Annotated in this window: 14 protein-coding genes, 1 tRNA gene and 1 pseudogene; 11 read left to right on the forward strand and 5 right to left on the reverse strand. The window is 70.3% G+C overall.

Annotation, left to right across the window (positions count from 1 at the left end; genetic code table 11):
- Positions 1-42 precede the first annotated feature (42 nt).
- On the reverse strand, positions 43-291 hold the full coding sequence (locus tag J3P30_RS09165) for a DUF6458 family protein (protein WP_210480742.1): 249 nt from the start codon (positions 289-291) through the stop codon (positions 43-45).
- 97 nt (positions 292-388) lie between these two features.
- Here J3P30_RS09165 and J3P30_RS09170 point away from each other — a divergent pair, with 97 nt between their 5' ends.
- From J3P30_RS09170 to J3P30_RS09190, 5 genes are all read left to right on the forward strand, one after another.
- Positions 389-1,480, forward strand: coding sequence for a 3-isopropylmalate dehydrogenase (locus J3P30_RS09170; RefSeq protein WP_210480743.1), 1,092 nt, complete (start codon positions 389-391; stop codon positions 1,478-1,480).
- Positions 1,477-2,580, forward strand: coding sequence for a branched-chain amino acid aminotransferase (locus tag J3P30_RS09175; protein ID WP_210480744.1), 1,104 nt, complete (start codon positions 1,477-1,479; stop codon positions 2,578-2,580). Before J3P30_RS09170 ends, J3P30_RS09175 begins: the two co-directional genes overlap by 4 nt.
- Positions 2,581-2,582: 2 nt before the next feature.
- Positions 2,583-3,359 (forward strand): fumarylacetoacetate hydrolase family protein, encoded by a 777-nt coding sequence (locus J3P30_RS09180; RefSeq protein WP_210480745.1) that lies wholly within the window; start codon positions 2,583-2,585, stop codon positions 3,357-3,359.
- 152 nt (positions 3,360-3,511) lie between these two features.
- Entirely contained in the window at positions 3,512-5,008 is a 1,497-nt protein-coding gene (gene gltX, locus J3P30_RS09185) for a glutamate--tRNA ligase (RefSeq protein WP_210480746.1), read from the forward strand.
- Positions 5,001-5,942 carry an NAD(P)/FAD-dependent oxidoreductase gene (locus J3P30_RS09190; protein WP_210480747.1) on the forward strand — a complete coding sequence of 314 codons (942 nt, stop codon included), beginning with the start codon at positions 5,001-5,003 and terminating at the stop codon, positions 5,940-5,942. Before gltX ends, J3P30_RS09190 begins: the two co-directional genes overlap by 8 nt.
- A gap of 20 nt (positions 5,943-5,962) precedes the next feature.
- Here J3P30_RS09190 and J3P30_RS09195 read toward each other — a convergent pair whose 3' ends face one another.
- Both J3P30_RS09195 and J3P30_RS09200 read right to left on the reverse strand, forming a co-directional pair.
- Positions 5,963-6,616: a response regulator transcription factor gene (locus J3P30_RS09195; RefSeq protein ID WP_210480748.1), complete on the reverse strand. Its 654-nt coding sequence runs from the start codon at positions 6,614-6,616 to the stop codon at positions 5,963-5,965.
- 11 nt (positions 6,617-6,627) lie between these two features.
- On the reverse strand, positions 6,628-8,580 hold the full coding sequence (locus J3P30_RS09200) for an ATP-binding protein (protein ID WP_210480749.1): 1,953 nt from the start codon (positions 8,578-8,580) through the stop codon (positions 6,628-6,630).
- 156 nt (positions 8,581-8,736) lie between these two features.
- Here J3P30_RS09200 and J3P30_RS09205 point away from each other — a divergent pair, with 156 nt between their 5' ends.
- Positions 8,737-9,630: a CPBP family intramembrane glutamic endopeptidase gene (locus tag J3P30_RS09205; protein ID WP_210480750.1), complete on the forward strand. Its 894-nt coding sequence runs from the start codon at positions 8,737-8,739 to the stop codon at positions 9,628-9,630.
- A 220-nt stretch (positions 9,631-9,850) separates the two neighbouring features.
- Positions 9,851-9,922: transfer RNA gene (locus J3P30_RS09210), tRNA-Gln, on the forward strand.
- A gap of 127 nt (positions 9,923-10,049) precedes the next feature.
- Here the strand turns inward: J3P30_RS09210 and J3P30_RS09215 are convergent.
- Positions 10,050-10,642: pseudogene (locus tag J3P30_RS09215) on the reverse strand (dihydrofolate reductase family protein).
- A gap of 69 nt (positions 10,643-10,711) precedes the next feature.
- Positions 10,712-11,611: an LLM class F420-dependent oxidoreductase gene (locus J3P30_RS09220; RefSeq protein ID WP_210480751.1), complete on the reverse strand. Its 900-nt coding sequence runs from the start codon at positions 11,609-11,611 to the stop codon at positions 10,712-10,714.
- Between the two features lie 302 nt (positions 11,612-11,913).
- Here J3P30_RS09220 and J3P30_RS09225 point away from each other — a divergent pair, with 302 nt between their 5' ends.
- The 4 genes from J3P30_RS09225 to J3P30_RS09240 all read left to right on the forward strand — a co-directional run bounded on the left by J3P30_RS09225 (position 11,914) and on the right by J3P30_RS09240 (position 16,882).
- On the forward strand, positions 11,914-13,236 hold the full coding sequence (locus J3P30_RS09225; protein WP_210480752.1) for an ABC transporter substrate-binding protein: 1,323 nt from the start codon (positions 11,914-11,916) through the stop codon (positions 13,234-13,236).
- Between the two features lie 74 nt (positions 13,237-13,310).
- Positions 13,311-14,249, forward strand: a complete 939-nt coding sequence (locus J3P30_RS09230) for a carbohydrate ABC transporter permease (protein WP_210480753.1) — start codon at positions 13,311-13,313, stop codon at positions 14,247-14,249.
- Positions 14,249-15,172, forward strand: a complete 924-nt coding sequence (locus J3P30_RS09235; RefSeq protein ID WP_210480754.1) for a carbohydrate ABC transporter permease — start codon at positions 14,249-14,251, stop codon at positions 15,170-15,172. Before J3P30_RS09230 ends, J3P30_RS09235 begins: the two co-directional genes overlap by 1 nt.
- 150 nt (positions 15,173-15,322) lie before the next feature.
- A complete protein-coding gene (locus J3P30_RS09240) occupies positions 15,323-16,882 on the forward strand; it encodes an alpha-N-arabinofuranosidase (RefSeq protein ID WP_210480755.1) in 1,560 nt (519 codons plus the stop codon).
- Positions 16,883-16,923: the final 41 nt, after the last annotated feature.

Consider the following 16,923-nt stretch of genomic DNA (forward strand, 5'->3'; position numbering starts at 1 on the left):
CTCAGATCGCCGCCGTAGCGAAGGAGCTCCGGGTGCGCGGACCTACAGGCGGTCGTCGCGGATGTCGCGCCGCACGCTCTCACCCGTCGCCGGGTCGACGATGCTGCGGCTCTCGGACACCGACCGGCGCTTCCGGCTGAGCAGCACGATGCCGAGGATGATGCCGACCGCTCCCGCGACCATGAGGATGTAGCCCACGACCGTGAGGTCGATCCCCGGAACCTCGACATTGACCGCGAAGGCCAGGATCGCGCCGACCGCGAGTAGGAAGATGCCTGCTCCGAGACTCATTCGCCGTCCTCCGCTTCGAGGGTTCGTCACTCGAAGGCCATCCTTCCACGGGCGCTAGTGTGAAGGCACCCCCGCCGCCTTCTCGTTCCGGAGTGTCATGCCCCGCACCATTCGCCTCGCGTCCATCCCGGGAGACGGCATCGGACCGGAGGTCGTGGCCGAGGCGCTGAAGGTGCTCGAGGCCGCGCTTCCGGAGGACCTGACGCTCGAGGTCACCGAGTTCCGGCTCGGTGCCGCCCGCTACCTGGAAACCGGCGACGTCCTGCCCGACGACGAGCTCGAGGACATCAAGTCGCACGACGCGATCCTGCTCGGCGCCGTCGGGGGAGCGCCGGGCGACCCGCGCCTGGCGGGCGCCAACATCGAGCGCGGTCTCCTGCTCAAGCTGCGGTTCGCGCTCGACCACTACGTCAACCTGCGGCCGACCGTGCTGCACCCGGGCGTCGTGACGCCGCTCGCGGACCCCGGGAACGTGGACTTCGTGGTCGTGCGCGAGGGCACCGAGGGGCCCTACGTCGGGAACGGAGGAGCGATCCGGGTCGGCACGCCCGCTGAGATCGCAACCGAGGTCAGCATCAACACCGCCTACGGCGTGGACCGCCTCGTGCGCTACGCGTTCCGCACGGCCGAGCAGCGGCGCCGCAAGCTCACCCTCGTGCACAAGACGAACGTGCTCACGTTCGCCGGCAGCCTCTGGAAGAGGACCGTCGAGGCCGTCGCGGCCGAGCATCCCGACGTCGTCGTCGACTACCTGCACGTGGACGCGGCCACGATCTTCCTCGTGACCGACCCTGCTAGATTCGACGTGATCGTCACGGACAACCTCTTCGGCGACATCCTCACCGACCTGGCCGGCGCTATCAGCGGCGGCATCGGCCTCGCCGCCTCCGGCAACATCAACCCGGACGGCGCGTACCCCTCGATGTTCGAGCCGGTTCACGGTTCCGCTCCCGACATCGCCGGGCAGCAGAAGGCGGACCCGACGGCGGCCATCCTCTCGGTCGCGCTCCTCCTCGACCACCTCGGTCACGGGGACGCGGCCACGCGGGTGGCCACCGCGGTTACCGCCGACCTGGAAGCCCGGTCCGCCGAGCCGGCGCCGCGCCGCACCTCCGAGACGGGGGACGCGATCGCGGCGCTCCTCCGGCCGCCCACGCCCCATTCGACCTCGTCCAGGACCGATCGATGACCGCAACGACCACGTTCCCTCTCGCCTTCACGACGACCCCCTCGCAGCGCTCCCGCGACGAGGCCGAGCGCGAGGAGATCCTCGCCGACCCCGGGTTCGGCAAGCACTTCACGGACCACATGGTGCAGATCACGTGGACTGTGGACCGCGGCTGGCACGATGCCGAGGTCGTCCCGTACGGGCCCCTCTCCCTCGACCCGGCGGCGGCCGTGCTGCACTACGCGCAGGAGATCTTCGAGGGCCTCAAGGCGTACCGGCACGCGGACGGCTCGATCTGGGCGTTCCGCCCTGAGGCGAACGGGCTGCGCCTGCAGCGGTCGGCCCGCCGGTTGGCCCTTCCCGAGCTGTCGGTCGAGGACTTCGTCGAGTCGATCCGGCAGCTCGTCACCGTGGACAAGTCCTGGGTGCCCTCCGCCCCCGAGACGAGCCTCTATCTCCGGCCGTTCATGTACGCGAGCGAGAGCTTCCTCGGCGTCCGGCCCGCTCACAAGGTCGACTACCGCGTGATCGCGAGCCCTGCCGGGGCCTACTTCCCCGGAGGCGTGAAGCCGGTCTCCATCTGGCTCTCCACCGGATACGCGCGAGCGGGCAAGGGCGGCATGGGCGCCGCGAAGACGGGCGGCAACTACGCCGCGTCCCTCCTGCCGCAGGCCGAGGCGTACGAGCACGGCTGCGCGCAGGTGCTGTTCCTCGACGCCGTCGAGGGCAAGTACCTGGAGGAGCTGGGAGGCATGAACCTGTTCCTCGTGCGGCACGACGGTGTGCTCATCACGCCGGAGACGAGCGGCACCATCCTCGAGGGCATCACCCGCGAGAGCGTGATCCAGCTCGCCCGGGACCGCGGGCACGCGGTCGAGGAGCGGCCCGTCACGATCGACGAGTGGCGCGAGGGCGTCGCATCCGGCGAGATCACCGAGGTGTTCGCGTGCGGCACCGCCGCGGTGATCACGCCGATCGCGGCCCTCAAGGCGCCGGACTTCGAGATCGGCGACGCCTCGGCTCCCGCCGGCGAGCTGACGATGTCGCTCCGCGAGGAGCTCACGGACATCCAGTACGGACGCCGTCCCGACCACCACGACTGGATGACGCGGCTGGTCTGAGCGTGAAGGTCGCCCGGTTCAGCGTCGGAGGGGACGTCTCCTTCGGCATCCTCGACGAGGAGTCCGACGAGCTCGTCGTGCTCGCCGGCGACCCCATGTTCGCCGGCTACAAGACGACCGGCCAGCGCGTCCCGCTCGCCTCGGTGAAGCTGCTCGCGCCGGTCATCCCGCGCTCGAAGGTCGTGTGCGTCGGCCTCAACTTCGCGTCGCACAGCGACGACCTCGGCCAGGAGGCGCCGCAGGACCATCCGCTGATCTTCCTCAAGCCGAACACGTCGGTGATCGGGCCGGGGGAGCCGATCCGGATCCCGCCCGTCGAGGGGCGCATCGTGCACGAGGGCGAGCTCGCGGTCGTGATCGGGCGCATCGCGAAGCAGGTGCCCGCGGAGCGCGCGGACGAGGTGATCTTCGGCTACACGATCGGCAACGACGTCTCGGCGCGGGATCAGATGCTCGCCGACGGGCAGTGGGCGCGCGCGAAGGGGTACGACACGTTCTGCCCGCTGGGTCCGGTGATCGAAACCGAGCTCGATCCGTCGGGCCTCGACATCCGCACCTATGTCGACGGGGAGCCGCGGCGCAGCGGCAACACCTCGGACATGATCTTCTCGGTGCCGGACGTCATCGCGTTCGCGTCGGACGTCTGGACCCTGCTGCCGGGCGACGTCATCCTGATGGGGACCCCGTCGGGCCCCGGCGGATTCGAGCACGGCCAGACGGTCGACATCACGATCGACGGCATCGGCACCCTCAGCAACCCGGCCCTCAACCGCGACTGACGGCGGCGCCGGGCCGTCCCGTCCCTCGGCTCACCCCGCGACTTGCCGAAAAGTCGGGCTTCGAAGGCCCGCGCGTCCGACTTTTCGGCAAGTCGGGTGCGGCGCCCCGGCCCCGGTGACCGCTGGTCCGCGGAACTAGGATCGAGGGCGGTATGGCTTCCTATCCCGTCTCCTCGGCCACCGGCGCCGACATCCGCGTCCGCTTCTGCCCCTCGCCCACCGGCACCCCGCACGTCGGGCTCATCCGCACCGCCCTGTTCAACTGGGCCTACGCCCGGCACACCGGCGGCACCTTCGTCTTCCGCATCGAGGACACCGACCCCGCGCGCGACACCGAGGAGAGCTACCAGCAGCTCATCGAGGCGCTGCGCTGGCTGAAGCTCGACTGGGACGAGGGCGTCGAGGTCGGGGGACCTCACGAGCCCTACCGCCAGTCGCGTCGATACGACATCTTCAACGACGTGATCGCCCGCCTCAAGGACGCGGGTCACCTCTACGAGAGCTACGCGACCGCCGAGGAGATCGAGGCGCGCAACCTCGCCGCGGGCCGGGATCCGAAGCTCGGCTACGACAACTTCGAGCGGGACCTGACCGAGGAGCAGCGCCAGGCGCACCGGGACGAGGGCCGCGTGCCGGCGCTGCGGCTGCGCGTGCCGGACGAGGAGCTGTCCTTCGACGACCTCGTCCGCGGACCGATCACCTTCCCGGCCGGCTCGTTCCCCGACTTCGTCGTCGTCCGGCCGAGCGGCGATCCCCTCTACACGCTCGTGAACCCGGTCGACGACGCGCTCATGGGCATCACGCACGTCCTCCGCGGCGAGGACCTCCTCTCCTCGACACCGCGGCAGATCGCGCTCTACCACGCCCTGATCGACATCGGCGTCGCCACCGAGATCCCGCGCTTCGGGCACCTCCCGTACGTGATGGGCGAGGGCAACAAGAAGCTGTCCAAGCGCGACCCCGAGTCGAACCTCTTCCACCATCGCGAGCGCGGCTTCGTGCCCGAGGGACTCCTCAACTACCTCGCGCTGCTCGGCTGGTCCCTGACCCACGACCGCGACGTCTTCACGCAGGACGAGATGGTCGCCGCGTTCGATGTCGCCGACGTGAACCCGAACCCCGCCCGCTTCGACCTCAAGAAGGCGGAGGCGCTCAACGGGGACCACATCCGGATGCTCGCACCGGAGGACTTCGAGGAGCGGATCGTTCCGTACCTCGCCGGGCTCGTCGGCGACCCGCCGAGCGAGCGGGAGAGCGAGATCCTGCATGCCGCGGCGCCGCTCGTCCAGGAGCGGGTCAACCTCCTCGGCGAGGTCCGCGGGATGCTCGCGTTCCTGTTCACGCCCGACGACCAGCTCGAGGTCGAGGCCGACGCCCTGCCCAAGCCCGACGGCCTCGCGGTGCTCGAGGCCTCGACTCCGGCACTCGCCTCGCTCGACGACTGGACCGCGGCGAGCATCGAGGCAGCGCTCCGCGCCGCGCTGATCGACGGTCTCGGGCTCAAGCCGCGCACGGCGTTCGGCCCGCTGCGCGCGGCGGTCAGCGGTCGGCGGGTCAGCCCGCCCCTGTTCGAGTCGATGGAGATCCTCGGCCGCGAGTCGACCCTGGCCCGGATCGACCGCCTCGCCCGCCGCCTGCGCGATGGCTGACCGGGACGCCGGCCCCAGCGGCTCCTCCCCGGCGGCCCCCGAGGCCGAGTACTCGGTCGTGGTGATCGGCGCCGGTCCCGCCGGCCTCGGCGCAGCCCTGAACATCGTTCGCGCCCGGCACCGGACCCTGATCCTCGACGCGAACCGGCCCCGCAACGCGGCCACGCTGCACGCGCACGGCTACCCGACCCGCGACGGCATCTCTCCGCTCGAGCTGCGCAAGCTCGGCCGGGAGGAGCTCGAGCGGTATCCGGAGGCGGAGGTCCAGAACGGCCGCGTCGCGAGCGTCGCCCGCGACGGCGACGCCTTCCGGATCGAGGCGACGGGCGTGCGCGGGACGCCGGACCGGTCGGTCACCGCGGTGTCCGTCGTCGTCGCGACCGGACTCGTCGAGCGGCTGCCCGCCCTGCCCGGGCTGCGCGCCTTCTACGGCACGAGCGTGCACAGCTGCATCACGTGCGACGGATACGAGCACAGCGGCAAGCCGATCGCGCTGATCGGCGAGACCGACGACCTCGCCGAGCACGCACGCCTGCTCACCCGCTGGACCGACGACCTCGTGGTGTTCGGGCCGGTCGCGGAGGAGGACGAGCGGGAGCTGAGCGCCCGAGGGGTACGCGTCGAGCGCCGGCGCGCGGTCGACGTGATGGGGGACCGGACCGGCCTCACCGGGGTCCTCCTCGAGGACGGCGAGACGGTCCCGAGGTCCGCGGGCTTCGTCCGGCCGGTCTACGAGCCGGCCCTCGGGTTCCTCGACGGGCTCGGTCTGGAGTTCGACGGCGACGGCCTGCTCGTCGTCGACGCCGACGGGCGCACCTCGGTGCCGGGCGTCTACGCGGTCGGGGATGCGGTGGTTCCGGGTCCGCAGCAGCTCATCGTCGCGGCCGGCTCGGGCGCGAAGGCGGCCGCCGCCCTGGTGCGCGACCGGCTCTGACCCCGGCGGGACGGACGGGGCTACTCGCCCAGGCCCGCCTGTCGGGCCCGGACCGCCGCCTGCACCCGGTCCGCGACCTGCAGCTTCGAGAAGATGCTCGTCAGGTGGTTCTTCACCGTCTTGAGGCTGAGGAACAGCGTCTGCGCGATCTCGGCGTTCGTCCGCCCGTCGGCGAGCAGGTCGAGGATCTCGCGCTCACGCTCGGTGAGGTCCGGGAACGGAGAGGACGCGGGAGAGGCGGGCCCCGACATCAGGAAGCGGCGGATGCGTCCGGCGACCCCGGCGCCGTAGACGGCCTCGCCGCGCGCGACCGAGCGCACGGCGTTCAGGAACTCGGCTCCGCCGCTGCCCTTCAGGACGTACCCTCGCGCTCCCGCCCGGAGCGCCGCGAACACGGACGCGTCGTCGTCGCTCATCGTGAGGACCAGGACCCCCATGTCGGGCCGGGCGTCGAGGAGGCGGCGGGTCGCGTCGATGCCGGAGACGCCGGGCATCACGAGGTCCATGACGACGACGTCGGGCTCCAGCGCGAGGGCCAGCTCGACCGCCTCGGCACCGTCCGCCGCCTCGCCGACGACGGTCGCGCCTCCGACGTCCTCGAGCAGCGACTTGAGCCCGTGGCGCAGCAGCGGGTGGTCGTCCACGAGGAGCACCCGCAGGGCCTGGTCCGCCATCGCATCCTCCGTCATCGCGCGAGCGGGAGCTCCGCCTCCACAATCGTGCCGCCTCCCGGCCGCGACGCCCGACGGAGCGCGCCGCCGAGCTCGGCCGCGCGCTCGCGCATGCTGCCGCTGCCGACGCCCTCGCGCACGGCGTCCGGGAGGCCCCGGCCGTCGTCGGCCACCGTGAGCAGGAGCCGGTCCTCCCGCGCGGCGGCGGTGATCTCGACGTCCCGCGCCTCCGCGTGCTTGAGGGCGTTCGCGAGCGCCTCCTGGACGATCCGGTAGGCCGCGACCTCGACCGCGGCGGGCAGGGGCGGCAGGGCCCCGGCAGGAGTCCGCACCGTGACGCGCGGACCGCGCTCGGGGCGGAAGGCGAGGTCCTCGAGCGCGCCGACCAGGCCGAGCTCGTCCAGGGCGGACGGACGGAGGTCATGCACCATGCGCCGCACGTCGGCCACGAGGGTCTGGGTGAGGGAGCGCACGGCGGCGATCGATGGCGCGAGCTCGGCCGGCGCCTTCGCCTCGATCACGTCGAGCCGCAGTCCGATGGCGGCGAGGCCGGGTCCGAGGCCGTCGTGGAGCTCGCGGCGCAGGTAGCGGCGCTCCTCCTCGCGGGCGGTGACGAGGCGCTCGCGGGAGGCCTGCACCTCGCGGAAGAGCCGGGACGCGGCCAGCGCGACCGCGAGGTGGCGCCCCAGGTCGGCCAGCACCGCGAGATCGGCGGGGGAGAGCGGCTCGCCGGGGGAGCGGGGGGCGGCGAGCAGCTCCCCTTCGGTGCGGCCGCCGGACGCGAGCGGGATGCGCACGGCATCGTCCGGGACGCGGCCCGTCGCCGACACTGTCGCGCCGGACCCGTCGACGATCGCGACCCCGGGAAGCCGCAGGGTCGCCGCCACGGTCTCGGCCGCGCCGTCGAGGAGCCGGTCGGCCGCTCCGGACGCCTCTAGGCGCTGGCCGAGCTGCGCCAGGGCGGCGGCGGGGTCGCCGCGATCGCCGAACAGCAGCCTGCCGATCGCCCGCTGCACGACGTCCCGCAGGGGGGCGAACGCGACGGCGACGACCGCCGTCGCGAGCAGCTGGACGAGGACCCCCGCCTCCGCGCCGAGGAGCGTGTGGAAGGTGGCGACGACGGCGAGGTACACGGCGAGCAGGACGCCGGTGACGACGGCGTAGACGACGGTGCGCCGGACGTACACCTCGACGTCGAAGAGGCGGTGGCGGAAGATCGCGATCGCCGTCGCGATCGGCAGCAGGGGAAGGGTCAGCGCGAACAGGGTGATGCCGACCGGGGAGTGCTGGGGGAGCAGCGCGTCCGTGACGACCGAGCCGGCGAGCAGCACCACCGCGGCGAGGATCGGCGTGAGCCGGCGCCGCTGGTCCGCGTCCCGGCGCACCCGGACGACGAGGGCGGCCGCAGCGGTGACCGCCGTCGCCACGACGACCGCCGCGAAGAGCGGAGCGACCACGGTCTCGGTCGGCGCGAGTCCGACCGGGTTCGGCGTCTCGCGTCCCCAGAGCCAGATCCGGTCACGGAACATCAGCAGAACCGTGAGCGCCCCGATCGCGATGCCGAGGGCGAGCGCGACGGGGCGCCAGCGCGGGGAGGGGAGCCGGCCGTCCGGCACCAGCAGGGGCAGGAGCAGCAGCGGACCGAGCCCGAGGAAGAACACCCAGTTGCCGACCCACGCCGCGACATCGGTGCCCGGCCAGCCGAGGAGCGAGCCCTGCGCAGCGTAGCCGCCTGCGAGGGCCTGCAGGGCGAGGCCAGCGCCGCCGAGGGAGAAGAGCCAGCCGACGGGCTGACGCGGGTTCCGAGCGGCGATCAGGGCGCCGACGATGGGGTACGTCACGCCGACGACCGCGTCGACCACGAGGTATCCGATGTCGGCGGCTCCGGAGGCGAGGGTGAGCACCACACCGGCGGCCACCGCGAGGATGCTGAGGACGGGGATCGTCCAGGGCGCGCGGGAGGGCATGCGGCCATCCTGGCGGCCGGTCCGCCGCTGCCGGAATAGGACCCGGGTCCTGTTCGGCCTAGGACCATCGAGCGCGTGCGACCGCGCGGACGAACGGGACCCCGAGGGGACCCGGGGCTCAGGCGCAGGGACCCGCTGGCGCGCTGGACTGCCGTCATGACCACTCTCGCTTCCGCTCCCACCGCGTCCCGACCGCGGCTCTCCACCCGCCGCCAGCTCGCCGTCTTCTTCGTGACCCTCGCCGCCCTCGTGCTGCCCGCCGTCGCCTACGCGGTCTCGCAGGGCATCGACCTGCGCTCCCTCGAGCAGGCTCCCGTCGGCGCGCAGCTCGCCCTGTTCGCGCAGTCCCTCGCGCCGGCTCTCGCCGCCCTCCTGACCTGGGCGGTCGGCGGCGCCGCGCCCGTCTGGGGCTTCCGGCGGATGCCGTGGCGGACGATGGGGGCCGGGTGGCTCATCGGGCTGCTCGCCGTCGGGCTCGCCTACGGCACCGCCTGGCTCCTCGACCTCGCGCCATTCTCGCCGGAGGCGCTGTCGGCGGGACTCGGGCTGCCTGCTCCCGTCGTCGCCTTGATCGGGCTGCTGCCCGGACTGATCCCGTACCTCCTGCTCGCGATGGGGGAGCAGCTCGGCTGGAGCTCCTTCCTCGTGCCCCGCCTCGCCGAGACCCGGTCGCCCGCGGTCGTCGCGGTCCTGCTCGGGCTCGCCTGGGCGTCCTTCCACCTGCCGCTGATGCTCTTCGTGCCCGGCGCCATCGCTGAGGGCGTCCCGGGGGTCCAGGCGGTCGCTCTGTTCACGGTGCAGTGCGTCGCCCTCGCCTTCCCGCTCACCTGGCTGCGCCTGCGGACCGGCAGCATCTGGCCCGTCCTGGTCCTGCACGCCACGCTCAACGCGGCCATCTACCTCGTCGCCAAGCCGGCCACCGTGCCGACCGCCGGAGCGGCGTGGTGGCTGGGCGAGGGCGGCGTCCTGACGACGGCCGGCGTGGTCGCCGCGGTCCTCGCGACCATCCCGCTGTGGCACCGCCGACTGGAGGGGGACGCGCGCGGCTGAGCGCACGCTGCCTCTGAACTCGAACCGGCCCGGAGAGTCCGCCATGTGCAGGCTCTCCGGGCCGCCATCGTTGCCGGCGACCGGCCGTTCATGTCGCCCTCCCCGGGACGCGCGTCCTCCTTCGCGCCCGACGCGTCAGCGGCGGTCGCCGATATGGGCTAAAGTCGTATGTCGGTCCGGGTCGCTCCGGATCCGCCTGGAAGCGCCCGAGGCGCTCCGATGGGGTGTGGTGTAATTGGCAACACGGCTGATTCTGGTTCAGTTGTTCTTGGTTCGAGTCCAGGCACCCCAGCAAGCGTTCGCCCGGGAATCCGCGGCACACTGACTCCTCACGTCTCGTCTCCGGGGGCCCGAAAGGGCTCAGGTGAGCGGCAACGAGACCGGGTCACCCTCTTGAACCGGTCTCTTCTCGTACCCGCTCAGACCGGTCGACGGCGCACCTGATAGCGCAGGTGAAGCACCCGGTTGCCCTGGATCACCACGTCGGGATCCTCCAACAGGTGCTGAGCGTCGACCGATCCGAAGTAGCGCTTGCCGGACCCGAACACGACGGGCACGACGTCCATGCGCACCTCGTCGACGAGGCCCGCGGCGAGCGCCTGGCCACCGACCTCGCCCGCGGCGACCTCCACCAGGCGGTCACCCGCGAGCTCCTGCGCCTTAACCAAGGCTGCCTCGATGCCGTCGACGAAGTGGAACGGCGCCTCCCGGTCCCACCCCTCGGGCGCCGGCCGGTGAGTCACGACGACCATGTGGTCGACGCCGCTCGGAGGCTTTCCGTCCCAGCCGTCGGTCATGTCGAAGACGTGGCGGCCGACGATCGTCGTTCCGATCTGGTCCCAGTACGCCCGGGGTGGTAGTCGTAGGACGCCTGCGACACCTTCAGCGCGCCGCTGTCGTCCAACGGGACGTCACCGCTGGTCAACCAGTCGAACAGCGGTCCGGGCTGGTCGTCCGCGTCGGCGGTGAATCCGTCGACCGACACCGAGCTGTACATCACCACCTTGCCCACGAGGCTCTCCTTCGTGTTGAGATGCCCCCAAGTTAGGCGCCGAGCCGGAGGATGGGGGAGCTTCTGGTCTCACGGAGCCGGCGTCCCGGCGTGCGGCGCGACGAGCGCGAGTTCCACGGCGATCGCCGTGAGCGCGCGGACGATGTCGCTGCCCGCGGGCTGGACCTGCACGCACACGTGGTCCGCTCCGGCATCGAGGTGAGCCCAGGTCGCAGCAGCGAGCACCGAGGCATCGCCGTGAGCGACGATCGCGTCGATCAGCCGATCGCTGCCGTCGCCGGCGATGTCCTCGGCGGTGAAACCGCCGCGCAGCATGGTTCTCGTGTAGTTCTCGAGTCGCAGGTAGTGGCTGAGGAAGGCGCGGGCGATGCGCCGCGCGGAGTCGGGATCGGGGTCGAGCACGACGGTCTGCTCCGGCGCGATGAGGGCCTGAGGGCCGAGCACCTCTCGCATCTCCCGGGTCTGCGACGGGATCGTCAGGTACGGGTGAGTGCCGGCGCTGCGTTCTGCGGCCAGCTCGAGCATGCGCGGCCCGAGCGCGGAGAGCACGAGGGCGCCGGCCGGCACGCCCTGCTCGTCGAGGACGTCGAGGTAGCGGGCCATGGCCTCGAGAGGACGCTCGCGCTCCAGGATGGCCTCGCGGTGACCGGTCCCGATCCCCAGCAGGAGGCGTCCGGGGTGCCTCTCCTCGATCCGGTGGTACGAGTCCGCCAGCTCGGCCGCATCCGATCGCCAGATGTTGACGATGCCGGTTGCGACCTGCAGGCGCGTCGTGGCGTCCAGGAGATCCTCGGCACGTCGCAGGGTGGAGCCCGGTGAAGCCCCAAGCCAGATCGTGCCGTAGCCCAGCTCCTCGACAGCCCTTGCGAGTGCAGGAGTCGTGTCCTTCACCCCTCGCCAGACGCCGACGGCGCCGAGGCGACTGCTCCACGTGGGGGTTGCGGGATGGTCATCGGTTCGCGGATTCACGCAGTCAGGCTACGCGGGGAAGGAGCGAACCCGGAGCGATGAGGGTGGAGAGGCGCCGGGGAGGCGAACCCTCGCCTCACGCAATATTCCTAATAATCCTTGTGATAGGGGTAGACCGCTCCTAGGCTGATTTGCGCAGCCGCGGTTTGTTGTTGGAGTGGACGAAACCCCTCCTTCGGGTGGCGGTCAGTCGGGCGGTTGCAGGGGCCCAGAGGCGGGTTTCCCAGTTGATGCAACGGTGCTCAGCGCCCGAAAGGACCAGTGATCACATGCTGAAGAGAAGGGCCTTGCTTGCTGCAGGTATGACGGCGGCAGTGAGTGCCGCGCTCATGGGCTGCTCACCCGGCGGTGGCGGCGGGGGAGGCGGCGCGAGCGAAGACACGTGCACGAACGAGATCAAGGTCGAGGACGTGCCCATCGTCACGTATTGGGCGTGGCACGCTGACAGCCCGGACACCGTGGACGCCTACAACGAAAGCCACGACGACGTGCAGATCTGCTGGACCAACGCGGGCCAGGGACCGGACCAGTACACCAAGCTCTCCACGTCCCTGCAGTCCGGTTCCGGGGCGCCGGACATCGTCGTGATCGAGTACGACTGGCTCAGCAGCTTCATCATCCAGGACGGGCTGGTCAACCTGAGTGAGCACGGCGTCGAGGAGTACAAGGACAACTTCACCGAGGGTGCCTGGCGGGACGTGTCGAGCGGGGACAGTGTGTACGGCGTCCCGACCGACCTCGGACCCCTGGGCATGTGGTATCGCGCCGACATCTTCGAGCAGCACGGCATCGCGGTGCCCACGACGTGGGACGAGTACTCCGCGGCGGCCCAGCAGCTGAGGGACGCCACCGGAGGAGAGACCCTGATCGGGAACTTCGCTCCGAACGGGTCGGGCCAGCACTACGCGTTCCTCGACCAGGCCGGCGCGGTTCCGTTCGACTTCGACAGCGGGAACCAGGGCGAGATCGGCATCAATGTCAACGACGAGGCCAGCAAGAAGGTGTTCGAGTACTGGCTCGGCCTGGTGGACCAGGGCCTCGTGGGCACTGACGAGGCCTGGACCCCGGAGTTCAACACCAAACTCGGGACCGGTGGGTACGCGACCGCCGTGTACCCCGCCTGGTACAACATCCACATCCCCGGGTTCGAGGATGCCGATGCCGACGCCCAATGGCGTGCCGCTCCTGTGCCCCAGTGGGACGCAGCGAATCCCGTGCATGTCAACTGGGGCGGCAGCGCGCTCGCTGTGACGGCGCAGGCCGACGACCCGGAGCTTGCCACGAGGGTGGCAGCCGAGCTCTACGAGCCCGAGGACGTCAGGCAGAACGCGGTCGAGGCAGGCGGGCTCTTCCTGGCCTCCCCGGATGTCATCGAGGCCGAATGGTTCCAGAACCTGGAGTACGAGTTCTACGGCGGTCAGAAGGTCAACCAGGACGTCTTCGTCCCGGCGGCTCTCGGATACGAGGGCGTGACGTACGGTCCGTTCTCGCAGTTCTACTACGACGAGCAGCAGCGACTCCTGTCGGAGGCGATCGCGGGCAACCTCGCCCCGTCGGAAGTGGCTGACGAGCTCCAGAAGGTGCTCGAGTCCTACGCCACCGAGCAGGGTTTCACCCTCAAGTGAGATAGCGGCCCATGCGGGCGGGTGGGAACCCGCCCGCCCGCATCGGTTCGTTCGCGTCGCAAGGAAGTGACACAATGACCGCTCAGGTTTCCGCGACCGCCCGCCCGCCCGTTCAGCGGCGGCGAAGCGGCGCAAGTCTCGACCGGAAGCACGCGCGCTTCGGCTGGGTCTTCCTGGCCCCGTTCGCCGTGGTGTTCCTGGTGTTCCTCGTCCTGCCGCTCGTCTACGCGTTCTGGATGAGCCTCCACACGAACACGCTCGCTCAAGGAGAGCAGTTCGCCGGCCTCGCCAACTACTTCAGAGCGTTCGCCGACGAGCGCTTCATGACGGGAATGCTGCGGGTCGCCGCCTTCGCCGTCGTCTTCGTGCCGATCCAGATCGGGCTGGCTCTGATCTTCGCGCTCGTCCTTGACGACGTCCGAACCCGTTTCGCCCGGTTCTCTCGGCTGCTGATCTTCGCGCCGTACGCCATCCCGGGTGTCATCGGGGCTTTGATGTGGGGCTTCCTGTACAGCCCCTCGTTCGGCCCCTTGGTGTCGTTCTTCGACTTTCTCAACCTGCCGGCTCCCGACTTGCTGAGCCGCGACACGATCTTCGCGTCGCTGACGAACATCGTCACGTGGCAGTGGACCGGCTACTACATGATCATTTTCTACGCCTCGCTGCAGTCGATAGACCCGTCTCTCTACGAGGCGGCCCGGATCGACGGGGCGACGAAGCTGCAGACGGCACTGCAGATCAAGCTGCCGATCATCACGTCATCGATCGTGTTGACGATCGTGTTCTCACTCATCGGGACGCTGCAGTTCTTCACGGAACCGCAGGTGCTCGCTCCGCTCGCCGGTAACGCGATCGACGCCGCGTACACGCCCAACCTGTACGCCTACAACCTGGCGTTCTCTTATCAGCAGTTCAACTACGCGTCGGCCATCTCGTTCGCACTGGGCCTGATGGTGTTCCTCGCCTCCATCATCTTTCTCGTCGCCACGCGCAAGAAGAGCGGACTCCGCTGATGACGACCTCTCCCGCACCCCTCGTCGACGAGGCGATCACCGCCTCGGGCACCCGCAAGCAGCGGGCCAGGTCGGCGCCACGGCGCAGGCCGGCCATCGGCTCCCATCTCCTTCTCGCGATCGCCGCGCTCTACTTCCTGCTGCCGCTGTGGTGGCTCATCGTCGCCGGCACCAAGAGCACGAGCGGCCTCTTCGCGGGAAGGCCCCTGTGGTTCGCCGACGAGTTCGCGCTGTTCGACAACATCGCGCAACTCGCGACGTACAACGACGGCATCTACCTGCGCTGGCTCGGGAACTCGTTCCTGTACGCGATCGCAGGCGGCGTCGGCTCCACCGTGCTCGCCGTTCTGGCGGGCTACGCCTTCGCGAAGTACCGCTTCCGCGGCAGCGGCCTCAGCTTCATGATCCTGCTGGCGTCGGTGATGGTCCCGCTCACGGCGCTCGTGATTCCGACCTACGTGCTGTTCAACAACCTCGGCCTCACCAACACGATCTGGGCCGTGATCCTCCCGACGCTCCTGAGCCCGTTCGGGGTGTACCTGATGCGCGTCTATATCCAGGACGCAATACCCGACGAGCTGCTCGACGCCGCGCGGGTCGACGGCTCCGGCGAGTTCAGGACGTTCGGGACGATCGCGGTGCCGCTCATGCGACCGGCGATCGTGACCGTGATGCTGCTCAACATCGTCGGAGGCTGGAACAACTACTTCCTGCCCCTCGCGATGATCTCGGACCAGAGACTGCTCCCCGTGACAGTGGGTCTCAACTACTGGCAGGTGCAGTCGAACTCGGCCACCGCAGGCAGCATCATCTGGAACCTCGTGACGAGCGGGTCGCTGATCTCCGTCGTGCCGCTCATCATCGCGTTCCTGATGCTGCAGAAGTACTGGCAGGGCGGTCTGTCCATGGGCAGCCTCAAGTAGCCGGAGACTTTCGGTATCGGTCGTGCCTGACCGGCAGCTGCTGCCCGCGCCCGCGCCGGGCGCCGCGCAGCTGCCCGGCGCCCCATTCCGCGCCGGGTCGGGGCTCGCGCTGCCCACTCTCGCCACCCCTTCACCCCCGAAAGGAAGTCCATGTCCTCTGCACACGTGACCGTGAACCCGGCGTTCGTCGTGGGGCCGGTCCGCCGGCGGCTCTTCGGATCGTTCATCGAGCACATCGGGCGCGCCGTCTACGGGGGGATCTACGAGCCGGACCACCCGTCCGCCGACGAGGAGGGATTCCGCCAGGACGTGCTCGAGGTCGCGAAGGAGCTCGACCTCTGCGGCATCCGCTACCCCGGCGGGAACTTCGTCTCCGGCTACAACTGGGAGGACGGGGTCGGCCCCAAGGAGCAGCGGCCGGTCCGGCGGGAGCTCGCCTGGCACTCCACCGAGACGAACGAGGTCGGGCTGCACGAGTTCGCGTCCTGGGTGAGCAAGCTCGGCACCGATCTGATGCTCGCGATCAACCTCGGAACCCGCGGCACCGCCGAGGCGATGGAGCTCCTCGAGTACACGAACGGCCCTGCCGGCTCCACGCTCGCGGACCGGCGGGTGACGAACGGCGCGGCGGAGCCCTTCGGCGTCAGGACGTGGTTCCTCGGCAACGAGATGGACGGACGGTGGCAGCTGGGCAACCGCAGCGCCGACGAGTACGGAGCACTGGCGCGGCGCACGGCGCTGGCGATGCGCCAGTTCGATCCCGACCTCGAGCTCGTGGCCTGCGGCTCGTCGCACTTCCGGATGAAGACGTTCGGCGAGTGGGAGCGGACGGTGCTGTCCCACACCTACGAGGAGGTGGACTACATCTCCTGCCACGCCTACTACGAGGAGAAGAACGGAGACCTGCGCTCCTTCCTCGCGTCAGCAGCGAACATGGACGAGTACATCGAGGCCGTGATCGCGACGGCGGACCACGTGAAGGCGCTCAAGCGGAGCACGAAGACGCTCAGCATCTCGTTCGACGAGTGGAACGTCTGGTACCTGCAGGATGGGCTGCGGAGCGAGGGCTTCTACCGCAGCGAGGACATCCTCGGCTCGGATTGGCCGGTAGGGCCGCGCGTCGCCGAGGACATCTACTCGGCGGCGGACGCGGTCGTGGTCGGAAGCCTGCTGATCTCGCTGATCAAGCACGCCGATCGGATCACCTCCGCGTGCCTCTCGATGCTCGTCAACGCCATGGCCCCGATCCGGGCGGAGCGAGGGGGGTCCGTCTGGCGTCAGACGACGTTCCATCCCTTCGCCCTCACCTCGAAGTGGGCCCGGGGAACGGCGCTCGATGTGCGCGTACGGTGCGACGACTACGACACCGAGGAGTACGGGTCGGTTCCGCTCGTGCACGCGGTCGCGACCTACGACGAGGAGGCCGGAGAGTACGCGGTCTTCGTCGTGAACCGGAGGATCGACCGCCCACTCGAGCTGAACCTCGACGTCCAGCACGACGGCGCACTCTCGGTCATCGAGGCGATCACCCTCAGCGACCCGGATCCCTACGCGAAGAACACCGCCGAGGACCCGAACCGGGTGCTGCCGCAGGCGAACGATTCGGCCCAGGTGGTGGACGGAGGCGTCACCGTCACCCTCCCCCCGGTGTCCTGGACCGTGATCCGCCTCGCCGGCGACGCGCAGCAGCCGGAAGCCCGCCGGTCCTGAGGCCGGACGACGACAGGAGCACAGCGATGACCGACGACAGA

The sequence above is a fragment of the Naasia sp. SYSU D00948 genome, from assembly GCF_017916515.1.
Lineage (GTDB): Bacteria > Actinomycetota > Actinomycetes > Actinomycetales > Microbacteriaceae > Naasia.

Bases quoted from the DNA above. Each gene is read 5' to 3' on its own strand.
- J3P30_RS09165 (WP_210480742.1), bottom strand. From the start codon at position 291: ATGAGTCTCGGAGCAGGCATCTTCCTACTCGCGGTCGGCGCGATCCTG.
- J3P30_RS09170 (WP_210480743.1), top strand. From the start codon at position 389: ATGCCCCGCACCATTCGCCTCGCGTCCATCCCGGGAGACGGCATCGGA.
- J3P30_RS09175 (WP_210480744.1), top strand. From the start codon at position 1,477: ATGACCGCAACGACCACGTTCCCTCTCGCCTTCACGACGACCCCCTCG.
- gltX (WP_210480746.1), top strand. From the start codon at position 3,512: ATGGCTTCCTATCCCGTCTCCTCGGCCACCGGCGCCGACATCCGCGTC.
- J3P30_RS09190 (WP_210480747.1), top strand. From the start codon at position 5,001: ATGGCTGACCGGGACGCCGGCCCCAGCGGCTCCTCCCCGGCGGCCCCC.
- J3P30_RS09195 (WP_210480748.1), bottom strand. From the start codon at position 6,616: ATGGCGGACCAGGCCCTGCGGGTGCTCCTCGTGGACGACCACCCGCTG.
- J3P30_RS09200 (WP_210480749.1), bottom strand. From the start codon at position 8,580: ATGCCCTCCCGCGCGCCCTGGACGATCCCCGTCCTCAGCATCCTCGCG.
- J3P30_RS09205 (WP_210480750.1), top strand. From the start codon at position 8,737: ATGACCACTCTCGCTTCCGCTCCCACCGCGTCCCGACCGCGGCTCTCC.
- J3P30_RS09225 (WP_210480752.1), top strand. From the start codon at position 11,914: ATGACGGCGGCAGTGAGTGCCGCGCTCATGGGCTGCTCACCCGGCGGT.
- J3P30_RS09230 (WP_210480753.1), top strand. From the start codon at position 13,311: ATGACCGCTCAGGTTTCCGCGACCGCCCGCCCGCCCGTTCAGCGGCGG.
- J3P30_RS09235 (WP_210480754.1), top strand. From the start codon at position 14,249: ATGACGACCTCTCCCGCACCCCTCGTCGACGAGGCGATCACCGCCTCG.
- J3P30_RS09240 (WP_210480755.1), top strand. From the start codon at position 15,323: ATGTCCTCTGCACACGTGACCGTGAACCCGGCGTTCGTCGTGGGGCCG.